Source organism: Flavobacterium facile, from assembly GCF_036321945.1.
Taxonomy (GTDB): domain Bacteria; phylum Bacteroidota; class Bacteroidia; order Flavobacteriales; family Flavobacteriaceae; genus Flavobacterium; species Flavobacterium facile.
The window spans coordinates 18,022-35,734 of record NZ_JAZAYT010000027.1 but is presented as its reverse complement, the minus strand read 5'-3'; the positions used below and the strand labels follow the sequence as shown (position 1 = coordinate 35,734).

Genomic DNA, 17,713 nt, shown 5'->3' with positions numbered 1-17,713 from the left:
CAGATGGCAAATTCAATTGGAAAGCTTTTTACACTTACAACTTTTGGTGAATCTCATGGTGCTGCTTTAGGCGGAATTATTGACGGTTGTCCTTCAAACATAACTATCGATTTGGATTTTATTCAATCTGAGTTAGATAGAAGAAAACCAGGGCAATCAAAAATCGTAACCCAAAGAAAAGAAGCGGATGAAGTAAAGTTTCTATCTGGAATTTTTGATGGGAAAACTACAGGAACTTCTATCGGTTTTATCATCGAAAATGAAAATCAAAAATCCAATGATTACGACCATTTAAAAGATACATTCCGACCAAGTCACGCCGATTTCACATACGATAAAAAATATGGGAACCGTGATTATAGAGGTGGTGGAAGAACATCTGCAAGAGAAACTGTCAATTGGGTTGTGGCTGGTGCTATTGCGAAACAAATTATTCCAGAAATTAAAATTAATGCCTTTGTTTCCTCTGTTGGAGAAATATTTATCAATAAACCTTACCAAGATTTAGATTTTAATTTAATCGAATCGAATCCAGTTAGATGTCCAGATTTAGAAAAAGCTTCTGAAATGGAAGAATATATTCTAAAAATTAAAAAAGAAGGCGACACTGTTGGAGGAACTATTACTTGTGTCATTCAAAATGTTCCGATTGGTTTAGGTGAACCAATTTTCGATAAATTACATGCGCAATTAGGTAAAGCGATGTTGTCTATTAATGCTGTAAAAGGTTTTGAATACGGTGGCGGATTTTGTGCTGCAAAAATGAAAGGAAGCGAACACAACGATTTATTTAATGAAGACGGAACTACAAAATCAAACTTATCTGGAGGAATTCAAGGTGGAATTAGCAACGGAATGGATATTTATTTTCGAGTTGCTTTCAAACCAGTTGCCACATTACTACAAAAACAAGACGTTTTAACCAACGATGGAAAAATCGTAGAACAACAAGGAAAAGGACGACATGATCCTTGTGTAGTTCCAAGAGCTGTACCAATTGTAGAAGCTTTAGCCGCAATGGTTTTAGTTGATTTTACTTTGTTGGATAAGGCAAGTAAATAAATAGTTAAATAATATTCAATACTAGTAAAAAAAAGCTTGATGTTTTTACATCAGGCTTTTTTTGTAACTATTTTACATATTTATTTATAATATATTGACTAACGGGTTTTAATGCTTTTCCAGTTTCTGGATGAAGACCGTGTGTGTTAAAAAATTCTGGTTTTCCATTTACTTTACAATACCAATATAATGGCTTCTCATTTTTAAAAAATGTAGTGGTGTCTGAAACTTCTATTTTGATTAATTGACTTTTATTTTCATCAAATGGAATTATTTCAGATTGCATCATAAATCCCTTCTGTTTATCACTTTGGCAATCCACAACTTCAAAATGATTCTTTTGCCATTGCATACATTCTGGTTCTGAAAAAACAATACTTTTTCCAGCATAACCAACTGAACCAATTCCAATCAATCCAAAAAATCCAATTGCAATTTTCTTTTTTAAATTATTTCTTGATTCTGTTGTTTTAATTTCTAAATGAGATGTATTTCTTTCTTTTTCATTTGTATTTAATTCTACTATTTCCACTTCTTCACTTAAAGATTGAACACCAAAAGACTTAGCGTTAAAAACACGAAATGGTCTTGGTTTAAAATCCACTAAAAGTGCTGTAATATTTATGGCTTCTATATCAGTTAAATCTGTTTCCTTTTTTAGAAAAGTTTCAATTGGTCTAAACTTGTCAGTATTTGCTTGAAGTTTGTTTTTATTTGAAGCGTCAAAATCAAAACCAAATAGGAACTTAAAACTATTTAAATCATCTGAATTAGTTGAGGTTTTAAGTTTCTCTTCACATAATTGTCTGAGTTTAGCTCTTGATGGTGAAATCAAAAAACTCGAATATATACCTTTCTTTTCTTCTTCAAATTTTGCTTTTATAGCTTCTTTATATCTCTCTAAACTCTCTGTTTTTGTTATCATGATAGGAATTATTAGGAATCTCTGGGAATTAACGGAATTTCAGGAATTCCTTATAAACACTCACTCAAAAACGTAATTCCTTTGCTTCAGAATCAGTTATCGTTTTAACTAGCTATTAAAACAAATGTACAAAACTGATTTAAAAAAAGTGCTGCTATACAAGACTGAATTTTTATTCGGGAAGTATAACTTGAAAGTTTTGTTTTAGCACACTTACACTTCCCAAACAAAGAGTACTCAAAATTATTGTTGGTAAAACAACACAATTATCGCATTCGGAATAGTTCCGAACAGCCAAACTTATGTCAATTTTTAAATTTCATGATTATGAAAAGAGTTTTATACATTGCAATTATTGCAGGATTTGTTACATCATGTACGAACGATAGCGCAGAAGAATTTTTACCTCAAAATAAAAAAATAGAAACATCAGATTTTTCTTCAATGGAAAAAGATTTTGATTCTCTAGATACAGGAGGTCAAGGTGGAACTACTCCAATAAAACCACCAAAACCATAATTATTAATACTAAATAGTTTTTGTATTTAATTTAGAATCTTTAATTTCGGGGAATGATATTTAAAAAATATATTCTCCGAATTTTTTTATGTTTCACAACAATGGTATTTCTATTTTGTGATACAATTCCTCAAGAAAACACTACTTATCAATTGTATTTTGATAAAGCAGAAAAAGATTTTGAAAAGCAAAATCACACGCAAGCTTTTTATAATTATGAAAAAGCAAAAGCCTCTTGTAATATTGATTTAGAAAAAGAGAAAATTATTTATTGTTTAAGTCAAATGTCGACTATTCAAATGCGTCAATCTGATTATGCAGGAAGCGAGTCAAGTGCTACGGAAGCTTTAAGTTTTTTTTCAGACAACACGAATTTAGATTATAAAGCGTTTATTTATAATATGTTAGGTTTGGATTATTTAGAACAAAACAATTATGAAGAATCGTTAATTAATTACAAGAAATCATTAAGTATTACAAAAACAGAAATATCTAAACTTATTATCCAAAATAACATAGCTTATATTTTCTTAAAGCAAGGTAAGTTTCATGCAGCCAAAAACATTTTGGAACCCCTAAAAAATAAGGATTCATTAAAAAAGAAACCATATGAATTAGCTAGAGTATTAGATAATTTAGGATATGCAAAATTTAAAATAAAAGATAAAACAGCAATTAATGATTTATTACATGCAAAACAAATAAGAGAAGAAAAAGAAGATGATATTGGTTTAACGGCTACTTCTATGCATTTAGCTGAATATTATGAGGGTTCGGATGTTTTTTTGGCTAAAGAACACGCCTTAAATGCTTTTAAATATGCTTCTAAAGTTGAAAACTCTGACGATAAACTAGAAGCGTTACAGTATCTGGCAAGAGTCTCAAACGGAGAAGATTCTAAAAAATATGCGATACATTCTTTTCTTTTAAATGATAGTATTAAAAAGGTAAAACAGCAGGCAAAGAATCAATTTGCTAAAATAAAATATGATTCTAAAAAAGCTATTGCCGAAAGTCAAAGACAGAAACAATTGAAAGAGTATTTCATATTTGGAATTTTATTTCTTTTGGTATTTAGTCTCATTATTTATTACAGAATTAAAAAGAAAAACAAGAAAAGAATTAAAGAAACAGTTTATCATACTGAAACTCGAATTTCTAAAAAACTTCATGATGAGTTAGCAAATGATGTACATAATGCCATTGCTTTTGCTGAAACACAGGATTTAGAGAATCCAATAAATAAAGAAACATTATTAGGAAATTTAGACACAATTTATATTCGTGCCAGAAATATATCAAGTGAAAATAAGGATATTGATACTGGAGAAAATTATCTAGAAAAATTAAAAGCAATGATTGCTTCGTATAACTCTAACAGTACAAATGTAATTTTAAATACAGCTTCATTTGAAGACAAAAATACAAGTAAAGAAATTAAGATTACCATGTATAGAGTACTACAAGAATTAATGGTTAATATGAAAAAACATAGCCATTGTTCAATTGTTAGTATAGGTTTTAAATCCAATAAAAAAGCAATAGAAATTAATTATTCTGACAATGGAATTGGAAGTGCCAATTTGTTAAATTTAAAAAATGGTCTTCAAAATGTGGAAAACCGTATTTTTTCTATCAATGGAACAATTAAATTTGACACAGAATCCGATAAAGGATTTAAAGTTAAAATTGGGATACCTAAATAAATAGACTATATGTTTAAAAAAGTTTTAATTGCAGAAGATTTTGATAGTATTAATATCGCCGTAAAACAAACACTAGAGCAACTTGGTGTGGAAGAAATTCATTATGCAAAATACTGTGATGATGCTTTATTAAAGTATAAAAAAGCTATTCAAGACAATGAACCATTTGATTTGTTAATTAGTGACTTATCTTTTGTTGCTGATTATAGAAAAGTGGAAATTCCTTCAGGAGAAAAACTTATTGAAGTAATTAAAAAATTAAATACAGACATTAAAGTAATTGTGTATTCTGTTGAAGATAAATCATATACTATTAAGTCATTGTTTGAAAATCAAAATATTGATGCTTATGTACATAAAGGAAGAAATAGCATTAGCCAATTAAAGACAGCTATTGAAAGTTTGTTATATAACAAAAAATTTATTTCTCCAGAATTAGCGCATATTTTACAAAGTAAATCAACAAATGAAATTGATAATTATGATATTGAATTATTAACTCATTTAGCAAATGGTGTAGCTTTGGAAGAGATGGAACCTCTTTTTAAAAAACTAAATATTTCTCCTAATAGTAAAAGCACTATTGAAAAAAGAGTGGCTAAACTTAAAGATTACTTCAAAGCAAATAATAATATTCATTTAATTGCTATCACAAAAGATTTAGGTATTATCTAAAAATTTTATCATATGAAAAAATAAGCGCTTTACGGATTCCCGTATGGAATAACTTTTTATTGGTTTTAAGTTTGTTTTTATAAATTTTAAAAACAAAAATCATGAAAAAAGTAATGTTTATTTTGATTGCATTATCATTAATCTCTTGTTCAACAACTAAATCGGGAACAGCAAAAACAATGGATATTGTTGGTTCAGGTGTAATTCACAAACCCGTAATTGTCGATTTAGATGTTAAACAAGAAAAAGCTTCAAAAACTGTTGTATTAACCAATGTACTTTCATTAGATAATGCCAAAAATGAAGCCGTTAGAGAATTATTAAAAGAAAAAAGTGCAGACATTTTAGTTGAACCAACATTTGATTCAAAAACTAAAAATGGAAAAACAGAATTAACGGTTTACGGATGGACAGCAAACTACAAAAACTTCCGACAAGTTGAAGAAAAAGACATAAAACTACTTGAAATCTCACCGAGTTTAAGAAAAGCAGAAACTTATCAACCAGTTGTAGAAAAAAAGAAAGGAAAAGGACTTGGTTGGGTAATCGGTGGAGCAGCCATATTGGTAGGAGCAATAATTGCAACTTCTGGTACAAACTAAAAATACAAAAAAAAAGACTCTGTTTTAAGTATTAAAGCAGAGTTTTTTTGGTTTACGGATTCCCGTAAGGAAACATTTTTTTATCGTTATAAGTTTGTTCTTATCTCAAATTAGTTTTAAAATGAAACAAGTCATTATGAATAAAATGATACTAATTTTAATGTTTATTTACTGTTCTTGTAAGAATAATAATGTAGTTTATGATAACTCTATTATGATAGATTCAAGTTCAATTGTAGTGGACACTTCTTCATCTAATAATAAGAATTCAATGGATGATACGGTTGATAATCAATTACAAAGAATACAAGAAAATAGATTATCTTATGAAGAAGTCATGCAGTCAAATTCAGTTGAAGACTATGAAAATTTTATAGAACACAATCCACAACATGAAAAAATAGAAAATGTAAAAGCTAAATTTATTGATTTAAAAACGAAACAAGGCAAACATAATAAGTAACCATTTTAATGTTATTGATTTAGAGTTATAAAGTAATTATAAAAACGTTGTTTAAGCAGAACAAAAGCTACTTATTTATAAGTGGCTTTTGTATATAAAAAAAGTCCCACCGAAGCAGGACTAAAGATTTTCATCTACGGCATATAGCCTTATTGTGATAAGATTAAAGATTAGAAATTTTAATCAGTCACAAATATAGAAAAAACTTTTTCACTTAAATTACGGATTTCCACATTTGTACTAATTTTCTTTTGTTTATTTTTAGCAATTGATTTTTTAAGCGAAAGTAATGGCAAAAATTTTAGGTTTAGATTTAGGAACAAACTCAATTGGATGGGCGTTAATTGATGATGTTAAAAATAATATTATTGGAGTAGGAAGTAGAATATTTCCAATGGGAGTAATAGATTTAGGAAATGGCGACAGTGAAATTTCTAGAAATGCTAGTAGAACAGGAGCAAGAGGAGTTAGAAGGCAATTTTTCAGAAGAAGACTTCGTAAAAAAATATTATTAAAGGCACTTTCCGAAAATAATATGTGTCCAATGAATACTTCAGATTTTGAAGATTGGAAAAAAACAAAACTATTTCCATCAGATAAATTAGCGACTTGGTTTGCGTTAAATCCTTATGAATTACGTCAAAAAGCATTAAATGAAAAATTATCTTTAGAAGAAATTGGTAGAATATTTTACCATTTGATTCAAAGAAGAGGATTCTTGAGTAATAGTAGAAAAGGTGGAACTGATGATGGCGCTATATTCAAAGGTAATCCAAAAGAAGGAAAAATTGGTATTACTGAAACACAAGAAAGTATTCAAGATAAAATTTTGGGTTCTTATTTGTTTGATATTTATCCTAAAGAAAATCAACCTTTTCAAGATGGTTTAGAAAGAATTAGAAATAGATATACAACTCGAAAAATGTATGTGGACGAGTTTGAATTGATATGGAGTAAACAATCTCAGTTTCATTCCAATCTAAATGAAAATTTAAAAACAATTTTTGGAGGTAGAAAATTAGATGGTTACAAAGAAGATGGAATTTTATTTCATCAACGTCCATTGCGTTCTCAAAAACATTTAGTTGGAAATTGTTCTTTTGAACCTTCTAAAACAAAATGTCCAATCAGTGCCATTCCATTTGAGCAATTTAGAATTTGGCAATGGGTAAATACAGTAGAATACAACGGAAAGAAAATTTCGCAAGTAGAAAAAGAAAAAATTGTAGAATTTCTTTATGAAAATGAAAAACCTGATTTTAAAAAGATTAGAAAGGTAATCGGAAAAGAAAGTGCCGATTTTAAATTTAATTATAAAGACGAAGATAAAATTGTAGGAACTCATACTGTTTCAAGTTTATCAAACAAAAAATATTTTGGTAAAAAATGGTTTGAATTTTCAGAAAAAGAACAAGAAGATATTTGGCACGTTTTATATTTTTTTGATAGTAAGTCTAACTTGAAAGAATATGCCATCAAGAATTGGGATTTTAATAATGAACAAGCAGATGCAATTTCAAAATTTAATGTAAAAGATGGTTATTCTAGTTTGAGCAGAAAAGCAATTTCTAATATTTTACCGTTTTTGAAAATTGGTTTTACATATGATGTTGCAGTGGTACTTGGTGGAATTAAAAATGTTTTTGGTTCAACTTGGGAAAAATTAACTGATAATAAACGAAATTTTTTAATTGATAATGTAGAAGGGATTGTTCGTTCAAAAACCAAAGGTGGTTTTATTGATGTTATAAAAGATATTTTAAGGAATGATTATGCTATTTCAGATAATCAAATGAGAAAATTATATCATCATTCTGCCAATATTGATGTGTTAGATATATTAGAAAAGTTGCCAACAGGAAAAGAAGCAGACGCAGCAATTCAAGCGATTAGAAATCCTATTGTTATTACAGCTTTGTTTGAATTACGAAAATTGGTTAATGAACTAATTGAAGAACACGGTAAAATAGATGAAATAAAAGTGGAAATGGCTAGAGATTTAAAAATCTCAAAATCACAACGAAATAAAATTAGAAAAGAGCAAAATAGATTAGAACGAGAAAATGATAGAGTAAAGGCTAGAATTTTAGAAGAAGGAAAACGTATCACTCACGATAACATTCTACTTTACAAATTATGGGAAGAATGTAAGCGAACTTGTCCTTATACAGGAAAACCAATTTCTGTAACGCAATTGTTTTCTGGAGAAGTTCAAATTGAACATATTCATCCTTGGAGTCGTTCGTTAAACGATAGTTTTGCTAATAAAACACTTTGCTACGCAGATGAAAATCGTAAAAAAGGAAACAAAACACCTTTTGAATTTTATGGAAATGAAGAAGCGAATTGGTCAGCAATAAAAGAAAGAGCCTTGAAATTATTTTCTGATACAAAAGAATATCCAAAAGCTTATCAAAAATTTAAACAATTTGTTAAGCAAAATTTTGATGAAGATTTTTCTTCTCGACAATTAAATGATACACGTTATATAAGTAAAGAAGCTAAAAATTATTTGGCAAAAATTTGTAAAAATGTGATGGTTTCTCCTGGGCAAGCCACTTCAAACTTCCGACAAAAATGGGGTATGAATAATATCTTGAACGATGAAAACGAAAAAACTCGTGAAGATCATCGACACCATGCTGTAGATGCTTTAGTTATGGCTTGTACAAAAGTTTCTTATGTTCAAGAATTATCCAAATGGAACAGATATAATCGAAATTCTGAATTAAAACAATTTCCATTGCCTTGGGAAACATTTAGAAGAGATGCGGAAGTAGCTGTTGAAAAAATATTAATTTCTCATAAAAAAGTTTCAAACGATATTACAATTAGAACGCATAAATGTGAAAAGAACGGAAAAACACATACCAATGTTGGAGTTGCAGCAAGAGGACAATTGCATAAAGAAACTGTTTTTGGTAAACGAACATTTAATGGAGAAGTAGCCTTTCATATCAGAAAACCAATAGAAAGTTTAGAAACAGCGAAACAAATTGAAAAAGTGGTTGACGAAACAATAAAATTGCTAATTCTAAAAAGAATTAATGAATTAGGAGGTTTTGTAAAAGACAAAGTCCCAGCAAATACTTTTTTTATTGTTGATGAAAACGGAATAAAACAACCACAAATATTTTTACCGAATAAAAATGGAGCACCAGTACCAATTTTAAAAGTTAGAATGAAGGAGAATATTAGTGGTGCTGAAAAGTTAAAAGAAAATGTAAATCAATGGGTAAACCCGAGAAATAACCACCATGTACTTATTTATAAAGACGAAAAAGGTAATTTAAAAGAAGAAGTAGTTACTTTTTGGACAGTTGTGGAACGAAAAAGAACAGGTCAGTCCGCATATCAATTACCTATTGACGGAAAAGAAATTGTAACAACTTTACATATTAACGATATGTTTTTGTTAGGATTAAACGAAGATGAAATCAATTGGGATAATCCAGATTTTGAAGTTTTGAGAGAGCATTTGTATAGAGTGCAGAAATTATCATCAAAATTCTATGAATTTAGACAAGGCTCACAAGCTTCAATTCAAAATAATTTTTTACCTTTTTATAGGAGAATAACAGGTTATGGAGAAGGAATTGGAGGTTGGTTAACTCACAACCCAATAAAAGTAAAAATTTCAGTTTCAGGAAAAATTCAAAAAGTATAGTTTTGTCATTTCAAACAAAGGGAGAAATCACATAAATTAAGAATTTGTACAGTGAGATTTCTTTTAACGTTAAAATGATAATAAAAGTTTATAAGTTCCTTGACATAAAACATCAAATCTTAAACAGCCAAACCACAACGGGAAATCTCTCGATTTTCTGTTAACGGATTTCCCGTTGTGGTTTGATTAAAGATTAGAAAACACGATATTTGTAAAGTATGCAAAAGAGATGGGATGGATGTTGTGGTTTGATTAAAGATTAGAAAACACGATATTAAATAACTTATTTCCAAAATAGAAATAACTGTTGTGGTTTGATTAAAGATTAGAAAACACGATATTTGGCTTGGCGATGTGCCAACCGTGAACGTGTTGTGGTTTGATTAAAGATTAGAAAACACGATATTCAATCCAAGTTGACATACTGTTAATTAACTGTTGTGGTTTGATTAAAGATTAGAAAACACGATATTAGAACAACTAGATGAAATTTTTATAGAAGGGTTGTGGTTTGATTAAAGATTAGAAAACACGATATTAAATAATTATGTTTTAAACAGACATACTCTGTTGTGGTTTGATTAAAGATTAGAAAACACGATATTACTCACGAGTAAGGTAATTGTATTCGCCCCGTTGTGGTTTGATTAAAGATTAGAAAACACGATATTCTGATTCTGTTAATTCAGGAACTTTATTATGTTGTGGTTTGATTAAAGATTAGAAAACACGATATTGTAATAGCATCATATATGCAAATCATCATGTTGTGGTTTGATTAAAGATTAGAAAACACGATATTTGGTTTTCTTTTGTGATGATTGACTTTGCGTTGTGGTTTGATTAAAGATTAGAAAACACGATATTACCTACAAATTAAATAATTATGACTGATACGTTGTGGTTTGATTAAAGATTAGAAAACACGATATTAGTTGGTTTGTTACCTTCTAGTAATCAAAGGATTAAATTGAAATATCGTAATAAAAAATGCTTCTTTTTTGCAGTGATAAGGCAAAATTGAGGCATTTTTTGTTTTCAAAATAATTCTAATTGTGTGGGTTGAGGGGCTTTGGGAACTTCAGCTTTACCCCAAAAGTTTAATATATTTCCAAATTGCTTATCTGTAATTCTTAACACACTCACTTTTCCAAATGGAGGTAAAAGTTTATAAATTCGTTTTTCATGAACATCTGCACTTTCACTACTAGCGCAATGACGTACATATACAGAATATTGCATCATAGCAAATCCATCTTTTAAAAGATTATTCCTAAATCCAGAAGCATTTCTTCTGTCTTTTTTTGTCTCGGTTGGTAAATCAAAAAATACAAATAACCACATAATTCTATATCCGTTTAGTTCCATAATTTTGGATATTTTATTTTTTTTCGATGACCAGTATAACAGTGTTGTAAAGAACTTGCTGTTTTTTGCAAGGCAACCATGAGTGGACTTTTTTCGTCTTTAAAAAAAACTGTTCTGGTTAAAATTTGCAATAATTCAGATTTAATTAAAGTGTTTAATTCTTGTTCGTCATATTTTTGCATAATCTCAACTACCTTTTCATCAACAATTGGTCTAAAAGGTTCCATAATATCATCAGCTAAAGCAAAGGCATTGTATTTGCTTTTATGATGAATTCCTAAAGTATTTAATAAACCACTTCCAGATAAAGCTCTAGCTGTAGCTGCTCTCAGAATAGCATAACCATAATTCAAAAAATTATTGGGATAATCCCCAAATCGTTCTCGTTTAAAATTCATATCGAAAAATGATTTCCAATATTGACTTGCAGCAACTCCTTCCATATTTGTAGTATCTCCACTTAATACTTTAGAAGCTAAGAACTCAAATGAATTTTTATTTCCAGTAATAGTTTCTAAAAGTAAACCTTGATTTTTTATTTTCTCAACAATCGTTTGTTGCCAAAGCTGTTTTTTAAGTGGAATGGTAGCTTCAATTTGATTTTTAAATATTTCTTGTTGAATATGATGACTATTCAAATTCAGAAACATACCATTGGGTAAATGACTTGAATTGCAAATAATAACCGCAGTGTTATTATCAATTAGTAAATTTAATGCAGGAATACTCAAAAATATTTCTGAATTATCTATGACTAAAAAACCAATATCTTCAATTGGGATTTTACTTTCTCTAACTTCGGTTTTAATAACTAATTGTAAGTTTTTGGTAGAAAGTGATGCTTTATTTTCTAGTAAAATTGTTTTTCGTAGCATTTTTATTTCTAAGGTATTTAAAATCAATCTATTGAAATTACGGAAATCCGTAAAATGCTTAATTATTTTTAAATACTTTTATAAAAATTTATATCATTATCCAATGAAATTAAGAGCAACACTAATTTTTTTTTTAATCACTTCCTTTTTCTTCTCCCAAGTCAAACTACTTTCCTGGAATGTAGAAAACCTTGGAAAATCAAAATCTGAGGCAGATATTTCTTTTATTGCAAACACAATTAAAGACTATGATGTTGTGGCTTTACAAGAAGTTGTGGCAGGTGAGGGTGGTGCACAAGCAGTTGCTAAATTAGCGGATGAACTAAACAGAAAAGGCTCCAAATGGGATTATATTATTAGTGATCCAACAAGCAGTAGTGCTTATAAAACAGAACGCTATGCTTTTTTATGGAAAACCAGTAAATTAAAGAAGATAGGAGAGGCATGGTTAGAGAAAAAATTTAATTTAGAAATTGATAGAGAACCTTATTATTGTACATTTCAATACAATAATAAACAATTTACCATCGCAAATTTTCACGCTATAACGAAAAGTAAACAACCAGAAACAGAAATAAAATACTTCAAACTATTACCGAATCAATACCCTAATTTAAATTTACTTTTTGTTGGAGATTTTAATTGTCCACAATCGCATACAGTTTTTAATCCATTAAAAAAAATGGGGTATAATTGTGTATTTACCAATCAAAAAACATCCTTAAAAAAAGAATGTATAGAAAACGTATGTCTAGCCTCAGAATTTGACAATATCTGGTATAATTCTAATAAAATTTCTGTAAGTAATTCAAAAGTTATTCATTTTTACAACACATTTCCTTCATTAAAAGAAGCAAGAGAAATTTCAGACCATATACCTATTACAACAGAAATTCTTTGTAAATAAGTATCGTAAGACCGAAACAACTCCGTCGGTATCTAAAATATAACATCGGGATACTCTGAACCAGCTGAGTTAATCTTTTAAAATTTGGCAAAAAAACTCCTTAATTTCTTAAGGTGTTAAATGTTGGTGGGTCTCGATTGCATCGAGATACTCTGAACCAGCTGAGCTAATCTTTTAAAATTAGTCACAAAAAAACTCCTTAATTTCTTAAGGAGTTAAATATTGGTGGGCAATGAGGGGTTCGAACCCCCGACCCCCTCGGTGTAAACGAGGTGCTCTGAACCAGCTGAGCTAATTGCCCCAATAAAATGCGCTACTTCCGTATTGCGAGTGCAAATATACACCCTATTTTTATATATACAAGTAAAAATATAAAATAATTAATTAAATTTTATATCCTCTAAAATTACTTGATTCGTTTTGTTTATTATAGTTAAGGTAACTTTTTTATTTCCAGATAATTGAGATTCAATAATGTATTTTTTCCCACTTTTATAAGGAACATTACTTTTTTCGAAATCTACATCACCATTAGAAATAGCTACATCAATTTCCTTCATATTTGTCATTTTCTTAGCAAAAATACTGTCTACAACCGGAGATGTTTTGAAAGGTTTACTTCTAATATCCTTAATTACTCTGCAATTTGGGAAATAACAAAAAGTAACACCTCTAGATTCTGCTTTTGCTGATAAAAATTCACCCACAAAATAAAACCCTATTAATAATCCGAATAAGTAAAATGCTAATCTGTAACGTAATGACATGTTGTAGTAAAATTAATTTTGGCAAAGATAGAAAAAGTTAGAAGTCGTAAGTGAGAAGTTTGTAGTTTTTTATCAATTTTAATTTCAATAAGAAGATTCAAATTGTAATTTCAATTTTTATGAAAATAAAATCCTAACATAATTCTTTTAAAATGTTATTTTTATTACTTTTGAACAAAATTTTACAACAACAATTATGATTTTTGAAAGACAGAATTTAACTAACGAAGAATTAGTTTATTTATATAAAAAATTAGTAAAACCAAGACTAATTGAAGAGAAAATGTTGATCCTTTTACGTCAAGGTAAAGTATCAAAATGGTTTTCAGGTATTGGTCAAGAAGCTATTTCTGTTGGAATTACTTGTGCTTTGGATAAAGACGAATATATTTTACCAATGCATAGAAATTTAGGAGTTTTTACATCTCGTGAAATTCCTTTACACCGTTTATTTTCGCAATGGCAAGGTAAAGCTACTGGTTTTACAAAAGGTCGCGATAGAAGTTTTCACTTCGGAACTCAAGAATATAAAATTATTGGAATGATTTCGCACTTGGGCCCGCAATTAGGTGTCGCAGACGGAATCGCTTTAGCTAATAAATTAAAACAAAACGGAAAAGTTACTGCTGTTTTTACTGGTGAAGGTGCCACTTCTGAAGGAGATTTTCACGAAGCTTTAAACATTGCTTCGGTGTGGGATTTACCGGTTTTATTTGTAATTGAAAACAATGGTTACGGACTTTCAACTCCAACTAACGAACAATATCGTTGTGAAAACTTAGCAGATAAAGGTGTAGGTTATGGAATGGAAAGCCATATTATTGATGGGAATAACATTCTAGATGTTTACACGAAAATTACCGCTTTAAAAGCGTCAATGATTGAAAATCCTCGTCCTGTTTTATTAGAATTCAAAACATTCAGAATGCGTGGACATGAAGAGGCGAGTGGTACAAAATATGTTCCTCAAGAATTAATGGACATGTGGGCGGAAAAAGATCCAATTGAAAACTTCAGAGTGTATTTAAAAGAAACAAGTGTTTTATCTGAAGAAGTGGATGATCAAATACGTGCAGAAATTAAAGCTGAAATCGACGAACATTGGGCAATTACACAGACTGCTCCAGAAGTAGTTGCCGATTTAGCTGAAGAATTAAACGACGTTTACATGCCATATACGCATGAAGAATTTAACCATTCAGACGCAAAAGAAAATATTAGAGTAGTGGATGCGATTTCTCAATCGTTAAAACAATCTATGGAACGTCATGATAACTTAGTTATTATGGGTCAAGATATTGCAGAATATGGTGGAGCTTTCAAAATTACAGAAGGTTTCGTAGATGCTTTTGGTAAAGAAAGAGTCAGAAATACTCCAATTTGTGAAAGTGCTGTAGTTTCAACAGGAATGGGATTATCTATAAACGGACATAAAGCTATTGTGGAAATGCAATTTGCTGATTTCGTTTCTACAGGATTTAATCCAATCGTAAATTTATTAGCAAAACAACATTACCGTTGGAATGAAAAAGCTGATGTTGTAGTTCGTATGCCTTGTGGTGGTGGAACGCAAGCCGGACCTTTTCACTCTCAAACTAATGAAGCTTGGTTTACAAAAACACCAGGTTTAAAAGTAGTATATCCTGCATTTCCTTACGATGTGAAAGGTTTGTTAAATACTGCTATTAATGATCCAAATCCAGTTATGTTTTTCGAACATAAACAATTATATAGAAGTGTGTATCAAGATGTACCAACAGATTATTACACAATTCCTTTCGGAAAAGCAGCTTTAATTAAAGAAGGAAACGATGTGACTATTATCTCGTTCGGAGCTGGAGTGCATTGGGCTTTAGATACGTTAGCTAAAAATCCAGAAATTTCTGCTGATTTATTAGATTTAAGAACGTTACAACCTTTAGATACGGAATCAATTTTTGCTTCGGTACAAAAAACAGGAAAATGTATCATTTTACAAGAAGATACTTTATTCGGTGGAATGTCTAGTGATATATCTGCATTAATTATGGAAAACTGCTTCCAATATTTAGATGCTCCTGTGAAAAGAGTTGGTAGTTTAGAATCTCCAATTCCTTTCGTAAAAGCAATTGAAGATCAATATTTGCCAAAAGCACGTTTCGAAACAGATTTAAAAGAATTATTACAGTATTAGTAAAATTCTAATCCTATAAACTATTAAAAGCGCACTTGTTGCGCTTTTTTTGTGCTTTGTATAAATAATTGTGTTTTTTTTTAAGGGTAATGAAAATAAATAATGAATTTTTTATGAATTCTATTTTTATTATCTTGCTAAATTAGTATATTTATGCAAAATTTATATATATGGAGATTTTAGCCTGCCCAAAATGTCAAAATAATCAGATAGTTAAGAGTGGAATTGTCAAAAATAGACAAAGATATTTGTGTAAATCTTGTAATTACTTCTTTAGCGTTAATAAATTAGGTAAGAAAATTGACGATTATTACGTAACAAAAGCGCTTCAATTATATTTAGAAGGTTTAAGTTTCAGAGAGATAGAACGTATTATTGGGGTTTCACACGTTTCAATAAGTAACTGGGTGAAAGAATTCAAGATAAAAAAACCTGAAAACTCAAATTATCATCCTACTTATAAAATTTTTAACCATCTTGAATTAGTAGAATTCCTTAAAAATAAAGAGGTTTTGTCAGGTGCTGGAATGATTATTACAGAACTAGGCGATAAGTTTATGCTAATAAAATGGGAACGTTTCAAAGATTAACTATACTTGTTAACACATATATATATCAAAATTTTTTTCATGTGTTATTTTTTAGAATTTGGCTCCACTAAACAAATACTAAACAATATTTAATTATGAAAAAAATACTAACCTTATGTTGTTTTGCAGCCTCCTACTACGGCTTTTCGCAAACAACACCAGCGCCAGTAGTTGCACCAGTGGTTACAACTGCTACTACAGAAAAAGAATGGGACGTAAGCTGGTACGGCTTTATCAGAACGGATTACATTTGGGATACCCGAAAATCAGCACAAGTAAGAGAATACAATTTAAATTTATATCCTCTAGACGAAGTTTTAGATGTTAATGGAGCCGATTTAAATGATACTGGTGCTTCCAATTTTCTTTCTGTTGTAACTCGATTAGGAACAAAAGTGAAAGGCCCAAATGTTTGGGGAGCAAAAATTTCCGGAACTTTAGAAGGAGACTTTTTTGGAAATACAGAAAACACCATTGGTTTATTACGATTACGACATGCCTATGTTAACATGGACTGGTCTAAAACTACCTTATTAATGGGACAAACATGGTATCCAACTTTTATTCCTGAAGTATTTCCAGGTGTAGCCAATTTTAGCACAGGAATTTTATTTAATCCTTTCGGATGGGCTTCACAAATTAAAGTAAAACAAAACTTCACTAAAGAATTTTCAGGAGCTATTACAGCTTATAAAGAAAGAGAGTTTACAACACAAACTGCCACTGGGGGAACTCAAAACTCAGCATCAATAAATTCCGCAATTCCAACTTTACACGGTCAACTACAATTTAAAAATAAAAATTGGATTGTAGGTTTGGGAGCAGAATTTAAATCTTTACAACCTTTAACAGAATACAATGTAACACCAACTACAAAAGCTATTAGCAAAGAAACTGTAAATAGTTCTTCATTTGTAGCTTATGCAAAATATTCAAATGATAAATTTTCTGTAAAAGCATATGGAATAACTGGTACAAATATGTATAATTTAGTTATGTTAGGTGGTTTTAATGGATATACAGTAGCCGGTCAACCAGAAAAATATGAAGCAACAAAAACTACCTCATATTGGATTGATATCGCAAGTAGTAACAAAAAAGTAGCTCCAGGGTTATTTTTCGGAATGACTAAAAATGACGGAGCTTCAAGAACTTTAGCATCGGGTGAAACTGTAAAGTATTATCTTAGAGGAGTGTCTGGAACTAGAATCGTAGATCAAGTAATGAGAATTTCTGGTAGAGTTGATTTCAAACAAAATAAATTCAGAGTAACTCCAGAAATTGAATATACAGGAGCTACTTGGGGAGATTTAAACACTAATGGCAATGGAACTGCAAGTTTGAATAAAAAAGACGTTTCAAATATGAGATTTATGGTTTCTTGTGCCTATTCTTTCTAATAAAAAATTACCAA

The 17,713-nt window shown here is 29.7% G+C and carries 15 protein-coding genes, 1 tRNA gene and 1 CRISPR repeat array; of the genes, 11 read left to right on the top strand and 5 right to left on the bottom strand.

What is annotated here, in order from left to right; translation table 11 throughout:
* Positions 1–3: 3 nt before the first annotated feature.
* The gene (gene aroC / locus UEQ13_RS02350) at positions 4–1,062 is read left to right on the top strand and encodes a chorismate synthase (protein WP_329804781.1); all 1,059 of its coding nucleotides are present in this window, start codon (positions 4–6) and stop codon (positions 1,060–1,062) included.
* Positions 1,063–1,129: 67 nt separating this feature from the next.
* Here the strand turns inward: aroC and UEQ13_RS02345 are convergent, their stop codons facing one another.
* Complete coding sequence (locus tag UEQ13_RS02345; RefSeq protein WP_329804780.1) at positions 1,130–1,987, bottom strand: hypothetical protein; 858 nt, start codon at positions 1,985–1,987, stop codon at positions 1,130–1,132.
* A 327-nt stretch (positions 1,988–2,314) separates the two neighbouring features.
* Between UEQ13_RS02345 and UEQ13_RS02340 the strand changes: the two genes are divergently transcribed.
* The 6 genes from UEQ13_RS02340 to cas9 all read left to right on the top strand — a co-directional run bounded on the left by UEQ13_RS02340 (position 2,315) and on the right by cas9 (position 9,619).
* The gene (locus tag UEQ13_RS02340; RefSeq protein ID WP_329804779.1) at positions 2,315–2,506 is read left to right on the top strand and encodes a hypothetical protein; all 192 of its coding nucleotides are present in this window, start codon (positions 2,315–2,317) and stop codon (positions 2,504–2,506) included.
* 101 nt (positions 2,507–2,607) lie between these two features.
* Positions 2,608–4,212, top strand: coding sequence for an ATP-binding protein (locus UEQ13_RS02335; protein ID WP_329804778.1), 1,605 nt, complete (start codon positions 2,608–2,610; stop codon positions 4,210–4,212).
* Between the two features lie 9 nt (positions 4,213–4,221).
* Positions 4,222–4,887, top strand: coding sequence for a response regulator (locus UEQ13_RS02330; protein ID WP_329804777.1), 666 nt, complete (start codon positions 4,222–4,224; stop codon positions 4,885–4,887).
* Positions 4,888–4,988: 101 nt separating this feature from the next.
* The gene (locus UEQ13_RS02325) at positions 4,989–5,489 is read left to right on the top strand and encodes a hypothetical protein (RefSeq protein ID WP_329804776.1); all 501 of its coding nucleotides are present in this window, start codon (positions 4,989–4,991) and stop codon (positions 5,487–5,489) included.
* Positions 5,490–5,649: 160 nt separating this feature from the next.
* On the top strand, positions 5,650–5,952 hold the full coding sequence (locus UEQ13_RS02320; protein WP_329804775.1) for a hypothetical protein: 303 nt from the start codon (positions 5,650–5,652) through the stop codon (positions 5,950–5,952).
* A 289-nt stretch (positions 5,953–6,241) separates the two neighbouring features.
* On the top strand, positions 6,242–9,619 hold the full coding sequence (gene cas9 / locus UEQ13_RS02315; protein ID WP_329804773.1) for a type II CRISPR RNA-guided endonuclease Cas9: 3,378 nt from the start codon (positions 6,242–6,244) through the stop codon (positions 9,617–9,619).
* Between the two features lie 174 nt (positions 9,620–9,793).
* Positions 9,794–10,552: a CRISPR direct-repeat array (repeat unit 36 nt; unit sequence GTTGTGGTTTGATTAAAGATTAGAAAACACGATATT).
* Between the two features lie 105 nt (positions 10,553–10,657).
* On the opposite strand, the gene cas2 is transcribed toward cas9, so the two are convergent.
* Positions 10,658–10,987 (bottom strand): CRISPR-associated endonuclease Cas2, encoded by a 330-nt coding sequence (gene cas2, locus UEQ13_RS02310; protein ID WP_329804772.1) that lies wholly within the window; start codon positions 10,985–10,987, stop codon positions 10,658–10,660.
* Positions 10,978–11,862, bottom strand: coding sequence for a type II CRISPR-associated endonuclease Cas1 (cas1, locus tag UEQ13_RS02305; protein WP_329804771.1), 885 nt, complete (start codon positions 11,860–11,862; stop codon positions 10,978–10,980). Before cas1 ends, cas2 begins: the two co-directional genes overlap by 10 nt.
* A gap of 103 nt (positions 11,863–11,965) precedes the next feature.
* On the opposite strand from cas1, the gene UEQ13_RS02300 reads away from it, so the two are divergent.
* Positions 11,966–12,769, top strand: a complete 804-nt coding sequence (locus UEQ13_RS02300; protein ID WP_329804770.1) for an endonuclease/exonuclease/phosphatase family protein — start codon at positions 11,966–11,968, stop codon at positions 12,767–12,769.
* Positions 12,770–12,992: 223 nt separating this feature from the next.
* Here the strand turns inward: UEQ13_RS02300 and UEQ13_RS02295 are convergent.
* Together UEQ13_RS02295 and UEQ13_RS02290 are read right to left on the bottom strand one after the other, a co-directional pair.
* Positions 12,993–13,070, bottom strand: a tRNA-Val gene (locus UEQ13_RS02295).
* Between the two features lie 79 nt (positions 13,071–13,149).
* Positions 13,150–13,536, bottom strand: coding sequence for a DUF4258 domain-containing protein (locus tag UEQ13_RS02290; protein ID WP_329804769.1), 387 nt, complete (start codon positions 13,534–13,536; stop codon positions 13,150–13,152).
* A gap of 196 nt (positions 13,537–13,732) precedes the next feature.
* On the opposite strand from UEQ13_RS02290, the gene UEQ13_RS02285 reads away from it, so the two are divergent.
* The 3 genes from UEQ13_RS02285 to UEQ13_RS02275 all read left to right on the top strand — a co-directional run bounded on the left by UEQ13_RS02285 (position 13,733) and on the right by UEQ13_RS02275 (position 17,699).
* Positions 13,733–15,709, top strand: coding sequence for an alpha-ketoacid dehydrogenase subunit alpha/beta (locus UEQ13_RS02285; protein ID WP_329804768.1), 1,977 nt, complete (start codon positions 13,733–13,735; stop codon positions 15,707–15,709).
* Positions 15,710–15,879: 170 nt separating this feature from the next.
* Entirely contained in the window at positions 15,880–16,299 is a 420-nt protein-coding gene (locus tag UEQ13_RS02280) for a transposase-like zinc-binding domain-containing protein (RefSeq protein WP_329804767.1), read from the top strand.
* A gap of 95 nt (positions 16,300–16,394) precedes the next feature.
* Complete coding sequence (locus UEQ13_RS02275) at positions 16,395–17,699, top strand: hypothetical protein (RefSeq protein WP_329804766.1); 1,305 nt, start codon at positions 16,395–16,397, stop codon at positions 17,697–17,699.
* Positions 17,700–17,713 lie beyond the last annotated feature (14 nt).